At 73.9% G+C, this 17,737-nt stretch carries 11 protein-coding genes; all 11 read right to left on the bottom strand.

Going from position 1 to position 17,737, the window contains the following annotated elements; translation table 11 throughout:
* Positions 1-96: hypothetical protein (locus ACZ7EC_RS32640; RefSeq protein WP_471068790.1), on the bottom strand; the 96-nt coding region annotated here is incomplete at its 3' end.
* A gap of 43 nt (positions 97-139) precedes the next feature.
* Positions 140-691: an acetolactate synthase small subunit gene (ilvN, locus tag ACZ7EC_RS32635; RefSeq protein ID WP_471068787.1), complete on the bottom strand. Its 552-nt coding sequence runs from the start codon at positions 689-691 to the stop codon at positions 140-142.
* A 14-nt stretch (positions 692-705) separates the two neighbouring features.
* Positions 706-2,559 carry an acetolactate synthase large subunit gene (locus ACZ7EC_RS32630; protein WP_471068784.1) on the bottom strand — a complete coding sequence of 618 codons (1,854 nt, stop codon included), beginning with the start codon at positions 2,557-2,559 and terminating at the stop codon, positions 706-708.
* 54 nt (positions 2,560-2,613) lie between these two features.
* Positions 2,614-3,402, bottom strand: coding sequence for a 4'-phosphopantetheinyl transferase family protein (locus ACZ7EC_RS32625; RefSeq protein ID WP_471068781.1), 789 nt, complete (start codon positions 3,400-3,402; stop codon positions 2,614-2,616).
* Positions 3,403-3,442: 40 nt separating this feature from the next.
* Positions 3,443-4,729, bottom strand: a complete 1,287-nt coding sequence (locus ACZ7EC_RS32620) for an MFS transporter (protein WP_471068778.1) — start codon at positions 4,727-4,729, stop codon at positions 3,443-3,445.
* The gene (argH, locus tag ACZ7EC_RS32615; RefSeq protein WP_471068775.1) at positions 4,726-6,180 is read right to left on the bottom strand and encodes an argininosuccinate lyase; all 1,455 of its coding nucleotides are present in this window, start codon (positions 6,178-6,180) and stop codon (positions 4,726-4,728) included. Before argH ends, ACZ7EC_RS32620 begins: the two co-directional genes overlap by 4 nt.
* Positions 6,181-6,394: 214 nt before the next feature.
* On the bottom strand, positions 6,395-7,645 hold the full coding sequence (locus ACZ7EC_RS32610) for an ATP-grasp domain-containing protein (RefSeq protein ID WP_471068772.1): 1,251 nt from the start codon (positions 7,643-7,645) through the stop codon (positions 6,395-6,397).
* Entirely contained in the window at positions 7,642-8,694 is a 1,053-nt protein-coding gene (locus tag ACZ7EC_RS32605; RefSeq protein WP_471068769.1) for a PLP-dependent cysteine synthase family protein, read from the bottom strand. The genes ACZ7EC_RS32610 and ACZ7EC_RS32605 overlap by 4 nt, the downstream gene beginning before the upstream one ends.
* A 1-nt stretch (position 8,695) precedes the next feature.
* Positions 8,696-9,613: a GHMP family kinase ATP-binding protein gene (locus tag ACZ7EC_RS32600; protein WP_471068766.1), complete on the bottom strand. Its 918-nt coding sequence runs from the start codon at positions 9,611-9,613 to the stop codon at positions 8,696-8,698.
* 190 nt (positions 9,614-9,803) lie between these two features.
* Positions 9,804-16,889 (bottom strand): amino acid adenylation domain-containing protein, encoded by a 7,086-nt coding sequence (locus ACZ7EC_RS32595; RefSeq protein ID WP_471068763.1) that lies wholly within the window; start codon positions 16,887-16,889, stop codon positions 9,804-9,806.
* Positions 16,886-17,737 (bottom strand): phosphopantetheine-binding protein (locus ACZ7EC_RS32590; protein WP_471068760.1); only part of this gene is annotated, 852 nt, incomplete at its 5' end. The genes ACZ7EC_RS32595 and ACZ7EC_RS32590, both read right to left, overlap by 4 nt.

Genomic DNA, 17,737 nt, shown 5'->3' with positions numbered 1-17,737 from the left:
GTGCGCGTGGCCCTGGCTGCCGTAACCGATGACCGCGACCTTGCGGTTCTGGATGATGGACAGGTCGGCGTCGGCGTCGTAGAACAGCTCGGCCATGGTCGCAAACTCCTTGTGGTGGTGGGTAAGAGGGGGCGGTTGCTCAGGCGGTTCGGGCGGTCGCGGCGAGCGGCAGCGGGCGGGTCTCGCGGAGGCCGCGTTCGGTCAGCGAGCGGGAGCCGCGGCCGATGGCGATCGCGCCGGACTGGACCAGCTCCTTGATGCCGAACTGCGCCAGCATCCGCAGCATCGCGTCGAGCTTGTCGCCGGCGCCGGTGGCCTCCAGCGTCACCGCCTCGGGCGTGACGTCGACGGTGCGGGCGCGGAAGAGTCCGGCGATCTCCAGGATCTGCGAACGGGTGGCGTTGTCGGCGCGGACCTTCACGAGGACGAGTTCGCGCTGCACCGCGCAGGGCGCCTCCAGTTCGACGACCTTCAGCACGTTGACGAGCTTGTTGAGCTGCTTGGTGACCTGCTCCAGGGAGAGTTCGTCGTCGACGCGGACGACGATCGTGACGCGGGAGAGGTCCGGGTGCTCGGTGGTGCCCACGGCGAGCGAGTCGATGTTGAAGCCGCGGCGGGAGAACAGGGCGGCGATCCGGGCCAGGATGCCGGGGGTGTTCTCGGCCAGGACGGAGAGCGTGTGCTGGGACATGTCGGAGGGTCCTCTCAGTCGTCCGCGGCGTCGCCGAAGTCGGGACGTACGTCACGGGCGGCCATGATGTCGTCGTTGGAAGTGCCGGCCGGGACCATCGGCCACACCATCGCGTCCTCGTGGACGATGAAGTCCACCACCACCGGACGGTCGGTGACCGAGTTGGCCTTGTCGATGACCTGGTCCAGTTCGTCCGGGGACTCGCAGCGCAGCCCCACGCAGCCCATCGCCTCGGCGAGCAGGACGAAGTCCGGGACCCGCGTGCCCCGGTGGGCCGCGGAGCCCACGCCGCGCGTGGAGCCGGTCGCGGCGTTGGTCGCGCCGTCGTGCAGCACGGTGTTGGAGAACCGCGCCCCGTAGAAGAGGTTCTGCCACTGGCGGACCATGCCGAGGTTGCCGTTGTTGATGACGGCGACCTTGACCGGGATGTTGTTCAGGGCGCAGGTGGTCAGTTCCTGGTTGGTCATCTGGAAGCAGCCGTCGCCGTCGATCGCCCACACCGTGCGGTCGGGCCGGCCGGCCTGCGCGCCCATCGCGGCCGGGACCGCGTAGCCCATCGTCCCGGCGCCGCCGGAGTTGAACCAGGTGCCCGGCTCCTCGTGCGGCAGGAACTGCGCCGCCCACATCTGGTGCTGGCCGACGCCGGAGGCGAACAGGGTGCCCGCGGGGGCGAGCCGGCCGATGCGCTCGATGACCAGCTGCGGGGAGAGCGATCCGTCGCGGGGCAGGTCGTAGCCGCGGGGGTAGGTGTCCCGCCAGTGGTTCAGGCAGCGCCACCAGGCGTTGTAGTCGCCGGCGCCGCCCGCCTCCCGTACGGCGGCCGCCAGCGCGGCGATCACCTCGCGGGCGTCGCCGACGATCGGCACGTCCGCGTACCGGTTCTTGGAGATCTCCGCCGGGTCGATGTCGGCGTGCACGACCTTGGCGCCCGGCGCGAAGCTGTCCAGCCTGCCGGTGACACGGTCGTCGAAGCGGGCGCCGAGGGCCACGATCAGGTCCGCCTTCTGCAGGGCCGCCACGGCGGACACGTCGCCGTGCATGCCGGGCATGCCCAGGTGCTGCGGATGGCTGCCGGGGAAGGCGCCGAGCGCCATCAGCGTGGTGACCACCGGCAGGCCGGTCAGTTCGGCGAGGTCGCGCAGTTCGGCGGTGGCCCCGGCCTTGAGGACGCCGCCGCCGACGTACAGCACGGGACGTGCGCACGCGGCGATCAGCCGGGCCGCCTCGCGGACCTGCCGCGGGTGCGGGCGGGTCCGCGGGCGGTAGCCGCGCAGCTGCGCCGACGAGGGCCAGGCGAAGGTGGTGCGCGCCTGGAGGGCGTCCTTGGTGATGTCGACCAGGACCGGGCCGGGGCGGCCGGTGGCGGCCAGGTGGAAGGCCGCGGCGATGGTCCGGGGGATGTCCCCGGCGTCGGTGACGAGGAAGTTGTGCTTGGTGATCGGCATGGTGATGCCGACGATGTCCGCCTCCTGGAAGGCGTCCGTGCCGATCGCCTTCGACGACACCTGGCCGGTGATCGCCACGAGCGGTACGGAGTCCATGTACGCGTCGGCGATCGGCGTCACCAGATTCGTGGCGCCCGGCCCCGAGGTCGCGATGCAGACGCCGGGCTTTCCGGTGGCCTGCGCGTAGCCGGCCGCGGCGTGGCCGGCGCCCTGCTCGTGCCGGACCAGGATGTGGCGGATCTTCGCCGAGTCCATCATCGGGTCGTACGCCGGCAGAATCGATCCGCCGGGGATCCCGAACACGGTGTCCACGTCCGCCTCTTCGAGAGCGCGGATCAGTGACTGGGCGCCGGTCATGGGTTCGTCGGCGGCGCGCACCCGCGGCAGGCGGGCCGCGGGGGCCTCTTGCACGGTCGTTGACATGCTTGCTTCCCGGTGTTCGTAGGGATGGTGGAGTGAGCGGGGCGCCGTGTGGAGTCAGACCGGGGTCCCTCCCGTCAGGAGTGCGGGCGGGGCCGCGCGGACCAGGGCGGCGGCCTGCGGACCGGCGAGCCGGGTGATGGTCGGGCCGGGGCCGGCGAGTTCGCCGCGCACCGCGACCGCCGCCGCGTAGCCCCGGTCCACCGGGACGTCCAGCAGGGTCCAGCCGGACGGCGGGTAGGGGCCGCCCGGTGCTCCGGTGCCGACGTAGTCCAGGGACGGATCGCGTCCCAGTCCGGTGCCGAGGCCCTTGAGATAGGCCTCCTTGCGGGTCCACAGCCGCGCCAGTGCGCGGGGCCGCAACGCCGGTGCGAGAGCGGCCAGTTCCTCCTGCTCGGCCACGTGCAGCATCGAGGCCAGTTCGGCGGTGGCCGTCTGGTCCGACACCAGGTCCACGTCGACGCCGATCGGCGCGGGCGCCGTACCGACGAGGGCGAGGTCGCCCCGGTGGGAGAGCGAGAAGAACACATCGTCGCGGCCCGTGCCGAGCACGGTGGGCCGGCCGTGCGGGCCGCCGCAGCAGGGGCAGGTGTCCCGGCCGAAGTGGATCTCCTCGGGGCGGCGGCGCAGGTACGCCCCGAGCAGCCGCCGAAGTGCCACATGCGCGGCCGTGAACCGGATGCGGTCGGGCGTGTGCATGAAGGCGGCGGCGCGCCGGCGTTCGGTCGCGTCGAGCACCGCCTCGTCCAGGATGCCGGCGGTGACATCCGAGACCCTCAGGAGCCAGAGGTCGAGTGAGCCGGAGGGTGGTAGCTCACGGGCGACCCACGGCAGTGTTCCTTCCACGGGGTCTCTCCTGTTCGTACTCGAAGGAGCCGACCGGGAGTCATGAACCACCGGGCGCGGAGGGCAGGTCGTGCCTGCCGCGCAGGGGCCCGATCAGCAGTAACAGGGGGGTGACCGCGAGTCCGGCGGTCAGCAGCCACAGCGTCGGCCGCAGCCCGAGCGCCGTGCCGAGCACGCCGCCGAGCAGGGAACCGAGCGGAATGGCACCGAAGTTCGCCACCGAGATGCAGGCCGTGATGCGGCCGAGCAGCCGGGGCGGGCAGTACCGCTGGCGGAACGCGCCCTGGATCACATTGGCGAGCACCACACCGAGGGCGAGCAGGGCGCTGCCGGCCACGAGCGCGGCCAGCATCGGTCCCTTGTGCGCCATCGGGATCAGCAGAGCGAAGGGGGCCGTGGTGGCGGTGGCCGCCAGCAGCCCGCGCGCGGTGCCCCAGCGGGCGGTGACGCGCTTGGCGGCGGCCGCGCCGAGGATGCCGCCGACGCTGGCGGAGGCCAGCAGCCAGCCGGTCGCGCCCTCCGGCACGCCGAGCAGGCGGATCATGAACACGGGCAGGATCGCCTGGTACGCCGACAGCAGCAGGTTGGTGACGGTGCCGTAGGCGGTCAGCACCCGCAGATAGGGGTCGCGGACGGTGTGCTGGAGCCCCTCGCGGATCTCCCTGCGCAGCGGGGTGCGCTCGCGTACGGGGTCGCGCGGGGCCTCCCGGCCGCCGATGCCGAGCAGGCACAGCGCCGAGAAGAGGAAGGTGCCGGCGTTGACCAGCAGGCCGTAGACCGCCCCGAAGCCCTGGGCGAGCAGACCGCCGCCGCCGAGGCCGGCCATCTGGGCGACCGACTCGCTGCCGGTCAACTTGGCGTTGGCTTCCTGGAGTTGGTCGCGGTCGACGATGGAGGGCACGTACACCTTGTACGAGATTCCGAAGAACACCGCGGCCAGGCCGTTGAGCAGCGCCACCACCAGCAGGTGCGTCATGGTGAGCACGCCGAGCCAGGCGGCCACCGGCACGCTCGCGAGCAGCAGCGCGGAGGCGAGGTTGCACACCAGCATCAGCGGGCGCCGCCGCATCCGGTCCACCCAGGCGCCGGCCGGCAGGCCGATCAGCAGCCAGGGCAGCCAGGGTGCCGCGGCCAGCACACTCACGCTGAGCGTGCTGGCGTTCAGGGTGACCACGGCGACCAGGGGCATCGCCACGGTGGTGATGTTGATGCCGACCCGGTTGGTGGTCTCGCCGAACCACAGCAGGCGGAAGTCGCGGTTGCGGGACAGCGGCGGCCGGGGCGGGGCGGGGGCCGTGGCCTCGGCGGTGCGGACGTCCTGGCTCATTCCCCGGCCACCTTCCGTACGGCCTCGCGGAGCAGCTCCTCCGCGGCCGACCAGCGCCCGCGCCGGGCGTCCGACTCGGCGCGGTGGGCGGCGAGTTCACGGCGCAGCGGCGGCAGTCCGTCGCTGCCGGGGCCGCCGCCGTGAGCGCAGGCGGCGGCCACCTCGGCGGGGTCCAGATCGCCCCCGAAGCCGGCCGTCTCCGCGAGCGGGCGGCCCGAGTCGAGGGCGGCCAGCACGGTCTCGCCGACCCGGTGGTGCGCGGCGCGGAACGGCATGCCGTCCGCGACCAGGCGCTCCGCGAGGTACGTCGCCGCGGTGAACCCGTCGCGGGCGCGCTCGGCCATCCGCTCGGGGCGCGGCTCGGTGCCCGCCACCACCAGCCGCAGCAGCGTCACCGCGTCGGTGGTGTCCCCGAGGCCGGGCCACAGGTGGCGCATGGCCTCGGTGCCGACGGCGATGGCGTTGGTGTAGCCGGCGGTGGTCATCGCCGAGGCGGCGCTCACCAGGGCGCCCAGGCTCGCGGTGGAGCGGCCCTGGATGTGCTCCAGCGGGAACGGGTTGCGCTTTTGCGGCATCATCGAGCTGGAACCGACCAGCGTGTCCGCGACCCGCAGCAGCGCCGCCTCCTCCGAGGTCCAGAAGCCGAGGTCGCGGGCGACCCGCGCGAGGGTGACGCCGAGCATCGCGGACGTGGCCAGCAGATCGAGGGCGAAGTCCCTGGAGGCCACGGCGTCCACGGAGTTGGGGGCGGACCGGGTGAACCCGAGGAGCCGGGCGGTCCGTTCGGGGTCGACCGGGACGGAGGTGCCGCCGATCGCGCCGGCGCCCAGCGGGTTGACGTCCAACTGGCGCCCCGCGTCCAGGAGCCGGCCGTAGGAGCGCAGCACCGCGCCCGCCACCGCGGCCAGGTAGTGCCCGTAGGTGATCGGCACGGCGGGCTGGCCGTGGGTGTACGCCGGCATGGTGACGTCCGCGTACCGCTCGGCCCGGTCGAGGAGCACGTCGGCGAGCCGGTCGACGGCGTCCAGCAGGGCGAGGTAGGGGGTGCGGGTGCGCAGCCGGGCGGTGGTGGCGTTGAGGTCGTTGCGGGAGCGGCCGGTGTGCAGGATGCCGCCGGTCTCGTCGCCCAGCCGCTCGATCAGCCAGCCCTCGTAGGCGAGGTACACCCCGCGGGGCATCGGGCGGCCGCGGACGGGGCCGAAGTCGGCGGCGCGCAGCTCCTCCACGGCGCGCAGCAGGGCGGCGGCCCGCTCGGGGTCCACCACACCGCGTTCGGTGAGCATGACCAGGTGGGCGCGGTCGACCTGGCTGATCCGGCGCAGCTCGCCGCCGAGCGGATCGGCCGCGTCCGCGGACACGGTGCGGTCGTAGACGATGGCGTGCGCCTCGGGGTCCAGCGCCGAACTGAGCCGGCCGGTGTGCACGCCGTCGCGTGCGGGGGCGGTGGTCATGAGAGGTCCTCGGAAGTGGGAAGCGGGCGGCGTTCCCGGCACTCGGGGGAGTGCGGGGAAGGGGGGCCGGGGCGGTGCGGCACGGCGGTCGTACGTCTTCCGCGCGCCGTCCTTCCGTGCGTCGTCCCTCCGTGCGTGGTCTCTCCGCGGGACGTCTCTTCGCGGGGCGTCTCCTCGCGAGCCGGGCGCCGGTGGGCCGGGTGGCGGACGGCGTTCACGCCGGCACCTCCTCCCGGATCGCGGCGGTGGGGGTGATCGCCTCCGCGAGGAGTGCCGCCGCCCGGTCCGCGGCCGCGGCCGCCTCGGCCGACCGGTCCCCGACCGCGATCACATGGCCGAGCCGGCCGCGGAAGTCGGCGGCGGGGCCGACCGGTTCGCCGGGGGCGCGGTACAGGACCGTCTCGACCACCCCCGGTACGGCGGCGGCCCGGCCCTGGACAGGCGCGGGATCGAGGTCGAGGATGCCGTCGCGGTCGGTGGTCAGGAAGCGGATCGAGGCGCGGCCGTACAGGGTGCGTTCGGGGTGCGGCGGGCGGCCCAGGGCGGCCAGCACCTGGGCCTGGACCAGGTCGATCCCGCAGGCCCGGCGGACCAGTTCGGGGATCATGCCGCCGGCCAGCCGCGGGTTGACCTCGATCACCTTGGCGCGGGGGCCGTCCAGCCGCAGCTCCACATGGGCCGCGCCCCAGCCGAGGCCGAGCGCCGCCACGGCCCGTACCGCGGTCGTCCGCAGCTCGCGCTCCAGGTCCGCGGGCAGCGCCGCCGGCACGTCGTGGCCCATCTCCACGAACGCGGGCAGCGGCCCCACGTGCTTGGCCACGGCCACCACCGCCTCGGTGCCGAACACCTCCACGGAGAACTCGGCGCCGGTCAGGTACTCCTCGACGAGGATCCGGGCCGGGGTCGCCACCCCGCGCTCGTTCACGGTGGCCGCCAGCAGCGCCCGCGCGTGCCCGGCGACCTCGTCCACGTCCGCGCACAGCCGTACGCCCAGGCTGCCCGAGCCCTGCACCGGCTTGACCACGACGGGCAGCCGGTCCGCCGCCGCCACCGCGTCCGCCACGGTCGACACCACCGCGAAGCCCGGCACGCCCACCCCGGCGGCGGCGAGCACCCGGCGCTGCTCGGCCTTGTCCCGGCAGGAGCGCACCGCGGCCGCCGAGGGACCGGGCAGGCCGAGCCGGGACGCCAGCTCGGCGGCCGCCGGGACGTAGTACTCCGAGCTGGTCAGCACCCCGGCGACGGGCGCCTCGAGGGCCAGCGCGTCCGCCGCCCGCGCCAGGGCGGCCGGATCGGACGTGTCGGTGACGACGGTACGCAGCCCGTCCGCGGCCGCGTACGGATAGCGGGCCGGGTCCGCGCTCAACAGGACCGGTACGACGCCCAGTTCGGCGGCCCGGCGGGCGAACAGCCGTCCGGTGCCGGTGGTGTTGGACTCCACCAGGAGCAGCAGCCGCCCGCTCATGACGTCATCCCCGGCATCATCACGTCGTCGAAGCCGCGCCGCGCCCACATGAGCCGGGACCACACCGGCGGGGCGTCCAGCGGGTGTTCCACGGTGACGGGGGCGCCGCCGGGGGCGGGCGCGGGGACGATGCCCTGCTCCCGCAGCCAGGCGTCGTTGTAGACGGTCGACTGGTAGCGGTAGCCCTCGTCGGGCAGCACCATGACGACCGTGCTGCCGGGGTTCCGCTCCGCCCACCAGGACGCCACCTGGAAGGACGCGCCGCTGGTCGGGCCCATGAACAGGCCGTGCCTGCGGTACAGCTCGTGGGTGGCGTGGAAGGCCTCGGGGGCGGTCACCCAGTGCGCCTCGTCGTACGCCGAGTGCCGCACGTTGCCCGGATGGATGCTGCTGCCCAGCCCGCGCAGGGTGCGCGGGGCGTCCGTGGTGCCGAAGATGATGCTGCCGTGGGTGTCGACGCCGACCAGGTGCAGCTGCGGGTTGCGGGGCCGCAGCGCGGCGGCGAGCCCGCCCGTCGAGCCGCCCGAACCGACCGGCCCCACCAGGCAGTCGACGGTGCCGAGGGTGTCGTCGATCAGGTCGGCGACGATGCCGTAGGCCCCCGGATTGTCGGGGTTGTCGTACTGGCCGGGCACGAACGCGTCGGGCTGCCGGCGGCACAGCTCGGCCACCCGCGCCAGGCGCGCGCCCTGGATGCCGCCGGGCTGGCCGGTGTGCTCCACGATGTCCACCGTGGTGCCCAGCATTTCGAGACGGGTGCGCAGCTCCTGGTCGATGGCGTTGTCGCCGACGATGGTCAGCGGATAGCCGCGCAGGTTGCACACCATGGCCAGGCCCAGGGCGAAGGTGCCGGAGGAGGTCTCGATGACCGGGGTGCCCGGCGTGAGCACGCCGGCGGCCTCGGCCCGGTCGAGGATGTAGCGGGCGGGCAGCAGCTTCATCAGGCTGAAGGCGGCCGCGTAGAGGTTGTCGCCCACCTTGATGATGCGTGGCAGCTCGGTGGCCTCCACGATCGAGGAGTGGGCCTGGGGAAGGGTCGTCGTCGTCATGTCAGTCACCCGTGGTGTAGTTCCACTGCTCGTCGATTCCGGTGCTCCGCAGGAGGTCCTGCGCCAGTGCGGTGCGCGCCTCGGCCTCGGGGTCGTCCCGGTCGAAGAGGAGGCCCGCGATGTCCCCGCTGTGCGCCACCTGCACGCCCACCGCGCCCGAGGTGCGCGCGATGTCCCGGATCCGGTCGAAACCGGGGACCGGCAGATGCCGCTGGTTGATCTCCGCGCTCGCCGTCGCCACCGAGCCCAGCAGCGCGACGTCCTTCATGTGGATGGCCTCCCGCAGCCGGTCCCGCAGCAGGGCGAACCGCTCGATCTCGGCCTCGTCGTACCGGGCCGGCGGAAGCGTCAGGGTGTCGACGCCCTTGCCGCGGTTGGAGGGGCGCGAGCCGAAGCCCAGGACGCGCAGGGGCGGCATCCGGTAGCCGAAGTCCTCGATGACGGTGCCCTCGCGCTGTGCGAACAGCACCGTGGAGTTCTCGAACATCAGTGAGTCGGAGGCGGTCTCCGCGCGGACCGCGAGCCGGGCCACCTCGACGGGCGGCAGCGGATCGGCGAACGCGTCCTTCACCGCCCAGATGGCGGACAGCACATCGCTGGTGGAGGAGCCGAAGCCCCGGCACAGCGGCACGTCGCCGGTCAGCTCCAGATGGCCGCCGACCACGCCGGCGCCCGCCGGGACGACCGCCCGCACGGCCAGTTCGGCCGCCCGCCGCGCCTTGCCCTTCCAGTCCGGTGTCACGGTGACCCCGGTGCCGGACGCCGGAGTGAAGGTCGCCCGAGTGGTGTGGATGGTGCAGGGCAGCGTCACCAGTCCGCGCACGAGCCCGTCGCGGCCGGTGAAGACACCCTGAAGAATCTCGCCGTGATGGACGGGTGCCGAAGCTGCCCCGACACGCCAGTCGAAATGATCCACCATGTCCTTGACCTTCTGTAGCCGGTGAAGCCGTGACCTGCGGACCCCTTCACGCTACGGAGGCCGAAACCCGTTCTCCGGCGGCAACAGCGGCAGGTTGTGGGCGGTTGGCGGCGGGGCGGTGCGCCGGGCACGCGAAGGCGCCCGGAGCCGCCGTACCGGCAGCTCCGGGCGCCTTCGCGACGGGAGTCGACTAGTGCCGTACCCCCCGCAGTTGCTCGTTCAGCACCTTGCCTATCTCGCGCAGCGGTTCGCTGCCGGTCAGTTCCCAGTGCGCGCAGTCGACGTCGTACTCCTCGACGTGGCCGAGAACGTACGGCGCCCAGGACTCGGCGCCGGTGGCGGCGGACGGCGTGCGGCGGGCGTTGAAGAACACCGCGCCGCCGCCGAACCGCCGCTCGGGCACGTACCGGTAGCGCATCTCCAGGTGCGCGGCCGTGGCCTCGACGACCGCGGCCGCCTGGGCCGGGTCCAGGGCGCCCAGGATCGGGTCCTCGCGCCGCAGCACGGCGGCGAGTTCGGCCGGGTCGGGGGCCGACCGGGCGCAGCGCACGTCGAGTTCGGCGCCGCGGGTGCCGAGGAACGCGGTGAGCACCTCGTGTCCGTCGACGGCCGGGGCGGTGAAGCCGTCGGGCAGCGGATAGGCGTCGAGCAGGGCGAGCAGCGCCACCTCCTCGCCCAGTTCCTCCAGGCGGGCCGCGATCGCGTGGGCGACGAGTCCGCCGAAGGACCAGCCGAGCAGGTGGTACGGGCCGTGCGGCTGGACCGCGCGGATCTCGGCCAGGTAGGTGTCCGCCATCTCCGCCATGCTCGCGGGGCGCAGCGCCGGGTCGGTCAGCTCCCGCGCCTGGAGCCCGATCAGCGGCCGGTCGCCGAGGTGCCTGAGCAGTCCGGCGTAGCACCAGCTCATCCCGGAGACCGGGTGGACGCAGAACAGCGGGGGCTCGTCGCAGCCGGCGGCGGTCCGGATCGGCAGGACCGTCTCCAGCGGGTCGCCGCCCGCGTCCGCGGCGATGTGCTCGGCGAGCAGGGCGGGCGTCGGGTGCTGGAACAGGTCTCGGATGGTGACCGGGGTGTCCCAGACCGCGCGGATGCGGCCGATGAGCCGGGTGGCGAGCAGGGAGTGCCCGCCGAGGCGGAAGAAGTGGTCGTCGATGCCGACCTCGGGCAGACCGAGCACGGCCGCGTACAGGCCGCACAGGATCTCCTCGGCGGGGGTGCGCGGCGCCCGTCCGCCGGTGGTCACCGCCGCCGGCGGCGCGGGCAGGGCGCGCCGGTCGAGCTTGCCGTTCACGGTGAGCGGCAGGGCGTCGAGGGCGACGATCGCGCCGGGCACCATGTACTCGGGCAGTACGGCGGCCGCGTGCCGGCGCAGCTCGGCCACGTCCACCGGGTCCGCCCCGGCGTCGGCGGCCACCACATAGGCCACCAGCCGCTTGTCGCCCGGCCGGTCCTCCCGGATCAGCACCGCGCACTGCGCGACCGAGGGGTGCCGCAGCAGCGCCGACTCGATCTCGCCGGGCTCGATGCGGAAGCCGCGCAGCTTGATCTGCTGGTCCGCCCGCCCCAGGTACTCCAGCGCGCCGTCCTGGTTCCAGCGGGCCAGGTCGCCGGTGCGGTACATCCGCGCGCCGGGCGCCCCGTGCGGGTCGGCCACGAACCGCTCGGCGCTCAGCGCCGGGCGCCCGATGTAGCCGTGGGCCAGGCCGTGCCCGGCGACGTACAGCTCGCCGGGCACGCCCGGCGGCAGCAGCCGCAGGTTCTCGTCCAGGACGTAGGCGTGCTTGCCGGTGATCGGCCGGCCGATGGGGATCGCGGGCGCGGCCCCGGTGATGGTGTGGGCGGTGGTGAAGCCCATGCTCTCGGCCGGCCCGTAGCCGTTGACCAGGTGCAGATGGGGGTGGTCGGCCAGGGCCCTGGCGGTGTGCGCGGGTGAGGCCGCCTCGCCCGCCGTCATGGCCTCCCGCACGCGGGCGAACACCGCCGGGTGCTCGTCCAGCATGTGGTTGAACAGGCTCGCCGACATCTGGAGCGTGGTGACCTGGTGGCGCTCCACCAGCTCCGCGATCCGGTGCGGGTCGGTGTGCTGGCCGGGCTGGAGCACGCACACTCCGCCGTGCAGCAGGGGCCCGAACACTTCGAGCGCGAACGCGTCCCAGGACACCGGGGAGCTCTGCAGATACGTCTGCTCGGGACCGAAGTCGAGGTAGTCCGGCCCGATGAAGGTGGCTGCCAGCGCCCGGTGCGAGGCCGCCACGCCCTTGGGGGTCCCGGTCGAGCCCGAGGTGAACATCACGCAGGCGGTGGCCTCCGGGTGCCCGCCGGTCGCCACCGGGGTGCCGGGCAGCGCGCCGATCGCGGGGGCGTCCACGGTCAGGTCGATCAGCGGTGCCGCGGTGGGCAGCGCGATCAGATGACTCTGGGTGACCAGGGCGGACGGCCCGGTCTGGGCGAGTACGGCGGTGAGCCGCTCGGCCGGGAACTGCGGGTCGAGGACGGTGTATCCGGCGCCCGCCTTCAGCACCGCGAGGATGGTGGCGATCAGGTGCGGGGAGCGCTCCAGGTGCAGGGCGACCAGGCTGCCGGGGACGACTCCGCGCGCGGTGAGGTGCCGGGCCAGCCGGTTGGACCACACGTCCAGCTCGGCGTAGGTCAGCCGCTGCTCCTCGTACACCAGGGCGAGGGAGTCGGGGGTGCGGGCCGCCTGCCCGGCGAACAGCCCGTCGAGGCCGAGGGCCGGGGGCTGGGTGGCCGCCCCGCTCCACTCCCGCACCCGTCCGCGCTCGTCCTCGGACAGCAATTCCAGCTCGGTGACCGGGAGTCCGGGTGCCGCGGCGGCGGCTTCCAGCAGTCGTACGAGACGCTGCGCCGTCGCCTCGATGGTGCGGGCGTCGTACAGGTCGGTGGCGTACTCGACGGTGATGTCCAGGCCGTCCGGCGCCCCGTCCGCGCCGCGGTGCTCGGCGAAGGCGAAGGTCAGGTCGAACTTCGCGACCGAGGCGGAGGGGTACAGGAACTCCCCGTCCAGCGCACCGAGCCGGGGCGCCTCGGTGGAGGTGTCGCCGACGGTGAGCATGACCTGGAAGAGGGAGTGCCGGGCAGCGGTGCGCTCGGGGTTGAGGGCCTCCACGAGCCGGTCGAAGGGCAGGTCCTGGTGGGCCCAGGCGGCCAGGTCGGTCTCCCGGACGCGGCCCAGCAGCTCCCGGAAGCTCGGGTCGCCGCTCAGGTCGGTGCGCAGGACGAGGGTGTTGACGAAGAAGCCGACCAGGTCGTCCAGCTTCTGGTCGCCGCGCCCCGCGACCGGGGAGCCCAGCGGGATGTCGGGTCCGGCACCGGAGCGGGCGAGCAGGGTGGACACGGCGGCCTGGGCGACCATGAACAGGGTGGCGCCGCTGTCCTGGGCCAGCTCGGTGAGGGCCCGGTGCAGCCGGGCGCCGGCGCTCACGGTGTGCGTGGCGCCCCGGTTGGAGGGGGTGGCCGGGCGGGCCCGGTCCGCGGGCAGCGTGGCCTCCTCCGGCAGTGCGGCCAGCGCTTCCCGCCAGTGGGCGAGTTGGCGCTCCTCGTGCTCCTCGGCTAGCTGCTGCTGCCACAGCGCGTAGTCGGCGTACTGGACGGGCAGCGGCTCCCAGGTGGGCGCCCGGCCCTCGGTGCGGGCCGTGTAGGCGGTGGACAGGTCGCGGAAGAGGGGCGCGTTGGACCAGCCGTCGGAGGCGATGTGGTGGATCACCAGCGACAGCACGTGCTCCCGCTCGCCGAGCCGGAACAGGCGTGCCCGGAAGGGGAGTTCGCCCGCCAGATCGAAGGTGCGCGCGGCCTCCGCGGCCAGCAGCGCGGCCAGGTCCGGCTCGGTGGCGGCGGTCAGCGGCAGCTCGGCCGGCTCGGGCGCGAGGACCTGCTGGCAGGGGGTGTTCTCGTGGACCGGGTAGACGGTCCGCAGGCTTTCGTGCCGGGCCACCAGGTCGCCCAGCGCCTCGCGCAGCGCCTCGGCGTCCAGCTCGCCGGTCAGCCGCAGGGCCATCGGGATGTTGTACGTCGCCGAGGGGCCCTCCATCTGGTCCAGGAACCACAGCCGCTGCTGGGCCGAGGACAGCGGCACCCGCTCCGGGCGCTGCCGCGGTGCGAGCGCCGGCCGCCGGGCGTCGCCGTCCGCCGCGGTGAGCCGCTCGGCGAGCAGGGCGGCCGTCGGGTACCGGAACAGGTCCCGGATGGTGATGTCGGCGTTCCACACGGCCCGGATGCGGCTGATGAGCCGGGTGGCGAGCAGCGAGTGGCCGCCGCGGCGGAAGAAGTGGTCGTCGATGGTGGCCGACGGCAGCCCGAGGACCGCCGCGAACAGCCCGCACAGCACCTCCTCCGCGGGGGTGCGGGGCGCCCGTCCGCCCTCGGCCGCGCTCTGCGGGGGCGCGGGCAGCGCCCGCCGGTCGATCTTGCCGTTGGGCGTCAGCGGCAGCGCGTCGAGGGCCACGAACGCGGAGGGGACCATGTATTCGGGCAGCGCGGCGGAGATCTCCCGCTGCACCTCGTCCGTGTCCAGCGCCGCCCGCTGCGCGGCGACCAGGTAGGCGACGAGCCGCTTGTCGCCGGGCCGGTCCTCGCGGACGACGACCGTGGCCTGGGCGACGGAGGGGTGCGCGGTCAGGGCGCTCTCGATCTCGCCGGGTTCGATGCGGAAGCCGCGCAGCTTGACCTGCTGGTCGGCGCGGCCCAGGTACTCGAGGGAGCCCTCGTGGTTCCAGCGGACCAGGTCGCCGGTGCGGTACATGCGCTCGCCCGCGGGCCCGTAGGGGTCGGCGACGAACCGCTCCGCCGTCATACCGGGACGGTTGAGGTACCCCTGGGCGAGCCCCGCGCCCGCGATGTACAGCTCGCCCGGCGCGCCGGGCGGCACCAGCCGCAGCGCGGGATCGAGCACGTACAGCCGGTGGTTGTCGAGCGCCTCGCCGATCGGCACGGTGCCCGGATAGTCGAAGGGGCGGCGGACGCGGTGGGTGGCGGCGAAGGTGGTGGTCTCGGTCGGCCCGTAGCCGTTGACGACGGTCGTGTCCGGGCAGTGTTCGTGGATGCGGCGCACCGCCTCGGGCGGGACGACGTCGCCGCCCGCCCACACCTGGCGGACCCCGGCGAAGGCCTCGGGCGCCTCCTCGGCCATCACCCGGAACAGACCCGCCGTCAGCCACATCGCGGTGATGCCGTGGGTGTCGATCAGCCGCCGGTATGCGGCCGGGTCGAGGTGGCCGCGCGGGGCGACGACCAGGGTGCCGCCGTTGAGCCACGGCACCCAGATCTCGTACGTCGACGCGTCGAACGCGGCCGGCGAGTGGAACAGCACCCGGCGGTGGTCGCCGCCCGCGTACCGGGACTGGGCGGCCAGGTCGGCGACGTTGCGGTGGGTGACGGCGACGCCCTTGGGCACGCCGGTCGAGCCGGAGGTGAACATGGCGTACACCGGCTCGCCGGGGTGGATGCCGGTCACCGGCGCGGTGGCGGGCAGGTCCGCCGAGACCGCGGTGCCGTCCAGGACGACGACGCGGGCCGAGGTGGCGGCGGCCACCGGGTGGTCGGCCATCGCCGCGTCGGCGAGCAGCACCGGGGCGGCGGTGTCGGCGAGGATCCGCGCCAGCCGGGTGTCCGGGTCGGTGGTGTTCAGCGGGGCGTAGACCGCGCCGGCCTTCACGATCGCCAGCAGCGCGGTGAGCAGCCCGGCCGAGCGCTCCATCAGGACGGCGACCACGTCACCGCGCCCGATGCCCAGGCCGATGAGCCGGTGGGCGAGCCGGTTGGTCAGCTCGTCCAGCTCGCGGTAGCTGAAGTCCTCGTACTCGTCGACCATCGCGACCGCGTCCGGGGTGCGGGCGGCCTGCGCGGAGAACAGCTCGGCCAGGCTCGCGTCCGGGACCCGCGTGACCGGGCCCGCCCACTCGGTGAGGAGCTGCCTGCGCTCGTGCTCGCCGAGCAGGTCGAGCACGGACAGCGGGGTGTCCGGCGAGGTCAGGACCGACTCCAGGAGGCAGCGCAGCCGGGCCATGAGGGCCTCGATGGTGCGGGCCTCGTACAGGTCGGTGGCGTACTCGATGGTGATGTCCAGGCCGCCGGGGCGCCCGTCGCGGGTGCGGTGCTCGGCGAAGCCGAAGGTCAGGTCGAACTTGGCGATCTGCAGCTCGTTGTACTCGGTGCGGGCCTGGAGACCGGGGAAGCCGACGGCGTCCGAGCCGGCGTCGCCGAAGGCGAGCATCACCTGGAACAGCGGGTGCCGGGACGCGGACCGCTCCGGGTTGAGCACCTCCACCAGCCGGTCGAAGGGCAGGTCCTGGTGGTTCCAGGCGGCCAGGTCGGTGCGGCGCACCCGGTCGAGCAGTTCCCTGAAGCTCGGGTCGCCGGTCAGGTCGGTGCGCAGCACGAGCGTGTTGACGAAGAAGCCGACCAGCCCGTCCAGGGCCTCGTCGATCCGCCCGGAGACCGGGGAGCCCAGCGCGATGTCCGGCCCGGCCCCGGAGCGGGACAGCACGGTCGCGACCGCCGCCTGCACCGCCATGAACAGGGTGGCTCCCGACTCCTGCGCCAGATGGGTGAGCCCGGTGTGCACGTCGGCGGGCAGCCGGTCGGTGCACAGCGCGCCGCGGTAGGAGGCGGCGGCCGGGCGGGGCCGGTCGGCGGGCAGCGTGGCCTCCTCGGGCAGTCCCGCCAACGTCTCCTGCCAGAAGGCGAGTTGCTTCGAGCCGGTGCTCTGCGGGTCGTCGGCCTCGCCGAGCAGCTCCTGCTGCCACAGCGTGTAGTCGGCGTACTGGACCGGCAGCGGCTCCCAGTCGGGCGCCTGCTGCCGCGCACGCGCCCCGTAGGCGGTGGCCAGGTCGGCGAGGAGCGGTGCGGTCGAGCCGCCGTCGCTGACGATGTGGTGCATCACCACCAGCAGCACGTGCTCCCGCTCGCCGAGCGCGATCAGCCGCGCCCGTATCGGCAGGTCCGCGGCGAGGTGGAAGACCTGCGCCGACTCCTCGGCGAGCACCGCCGCCAGGCTCTCGCCGGTCGCCGGCACCACCGGCAGCTCGAACTCCACCTCCGCCTCGTCCAGGATGTGCTGGTACGGCGTCCCGTTCTCGTCCGGGAAGAGCGTGCGCAGGCTCTCGTGGCGCCCGATGACGTCGGTGATCGCCGACTTCAGCGCGTCCCGGTCGAGTTCACCGGTGAGCCGGACGGCCAGCGGGATGTTGTAGGTCGTCGAGGGGCCCTCCATCTGCGCGATGAACCACAGACGCTGCTGGGCGTAGGACAAGGGGATCACTTGGTCGCTCCCATCCGGCGCATCGGCCGCAATTTGGGCCTTGCGGCCTCGGCGCCGTCGAGCTTCTCGACGAGCGTTGCCACGATCGGGTTCTCGAAGAGGGTCGCCACGGAGACCTCGACCCCCAGCACGGTGCGGATCCGGCCCACCAGCCGGGTGGCGAGCAGCGAGTGCCCGCCGAGGTGGAAGAAGTGGTCGTCGATGGTGACGTCCGGCAGCCCGAGGACTTCCGCGAACAGCCCGCACAGCACCCCTTCCCTGGGCGTGCGCGGCGCGCGTCCGGCCGGGACTTCCGCGACCACCGGGGCGGGCAGGGCCTTGCGGTCCACCTTGCCGTTGCCGGTCAGCGGGATCGCGTCCAGCACCATCAGCGCGGACGGCACCATGTACTCGGGCAGCAGCCCCGCCGTGCGCCGCCGCACGTCCCCGGTGTCGAGGTCCGCGCCGTCCTGCGCCGTGAGGTAGGCGACGAGCCGCTTGTCGCCGGGCCGGTCCTCGCGGACGGTGACGACGGCCTGGCCGACGGCCGGGTGGGCGGCGAGCACGCTCTCGATCTCGCCGGGTTCGATGCGGAACCCGCGCAGCTTGACCTGCTGGTCGGCGCGGCCGAGGTACTCCAGCGAGCCCTGCTTGTTCCAGCGCACCAGGTCTCCGGTGCGGTACATCCGGGAGCCCGCCGGCCCGTAGGGGTCCGCCACGAAGCGGTCGGCGGTCAGCGAGGGCCGGTCCAGGTAACCCTGTGCGAGCCCGGTTCCCGCGATGTAGAGCTCGCCGGGGGTGCCTGGTGGGACGAGGCGGAGGGTGGTGTCGAGGACGTAGAGGCGGTGGTTGTCGAGGGCTTTGCCGAT

It is taken from the genome of Streptomyces sp. NPDC037203, from assembly GCF_055605065.1.
Note: the sequence above shows the minus strand (reverse complement) of the source record. Positions and strands in the feature narration are given on the sequence as shown.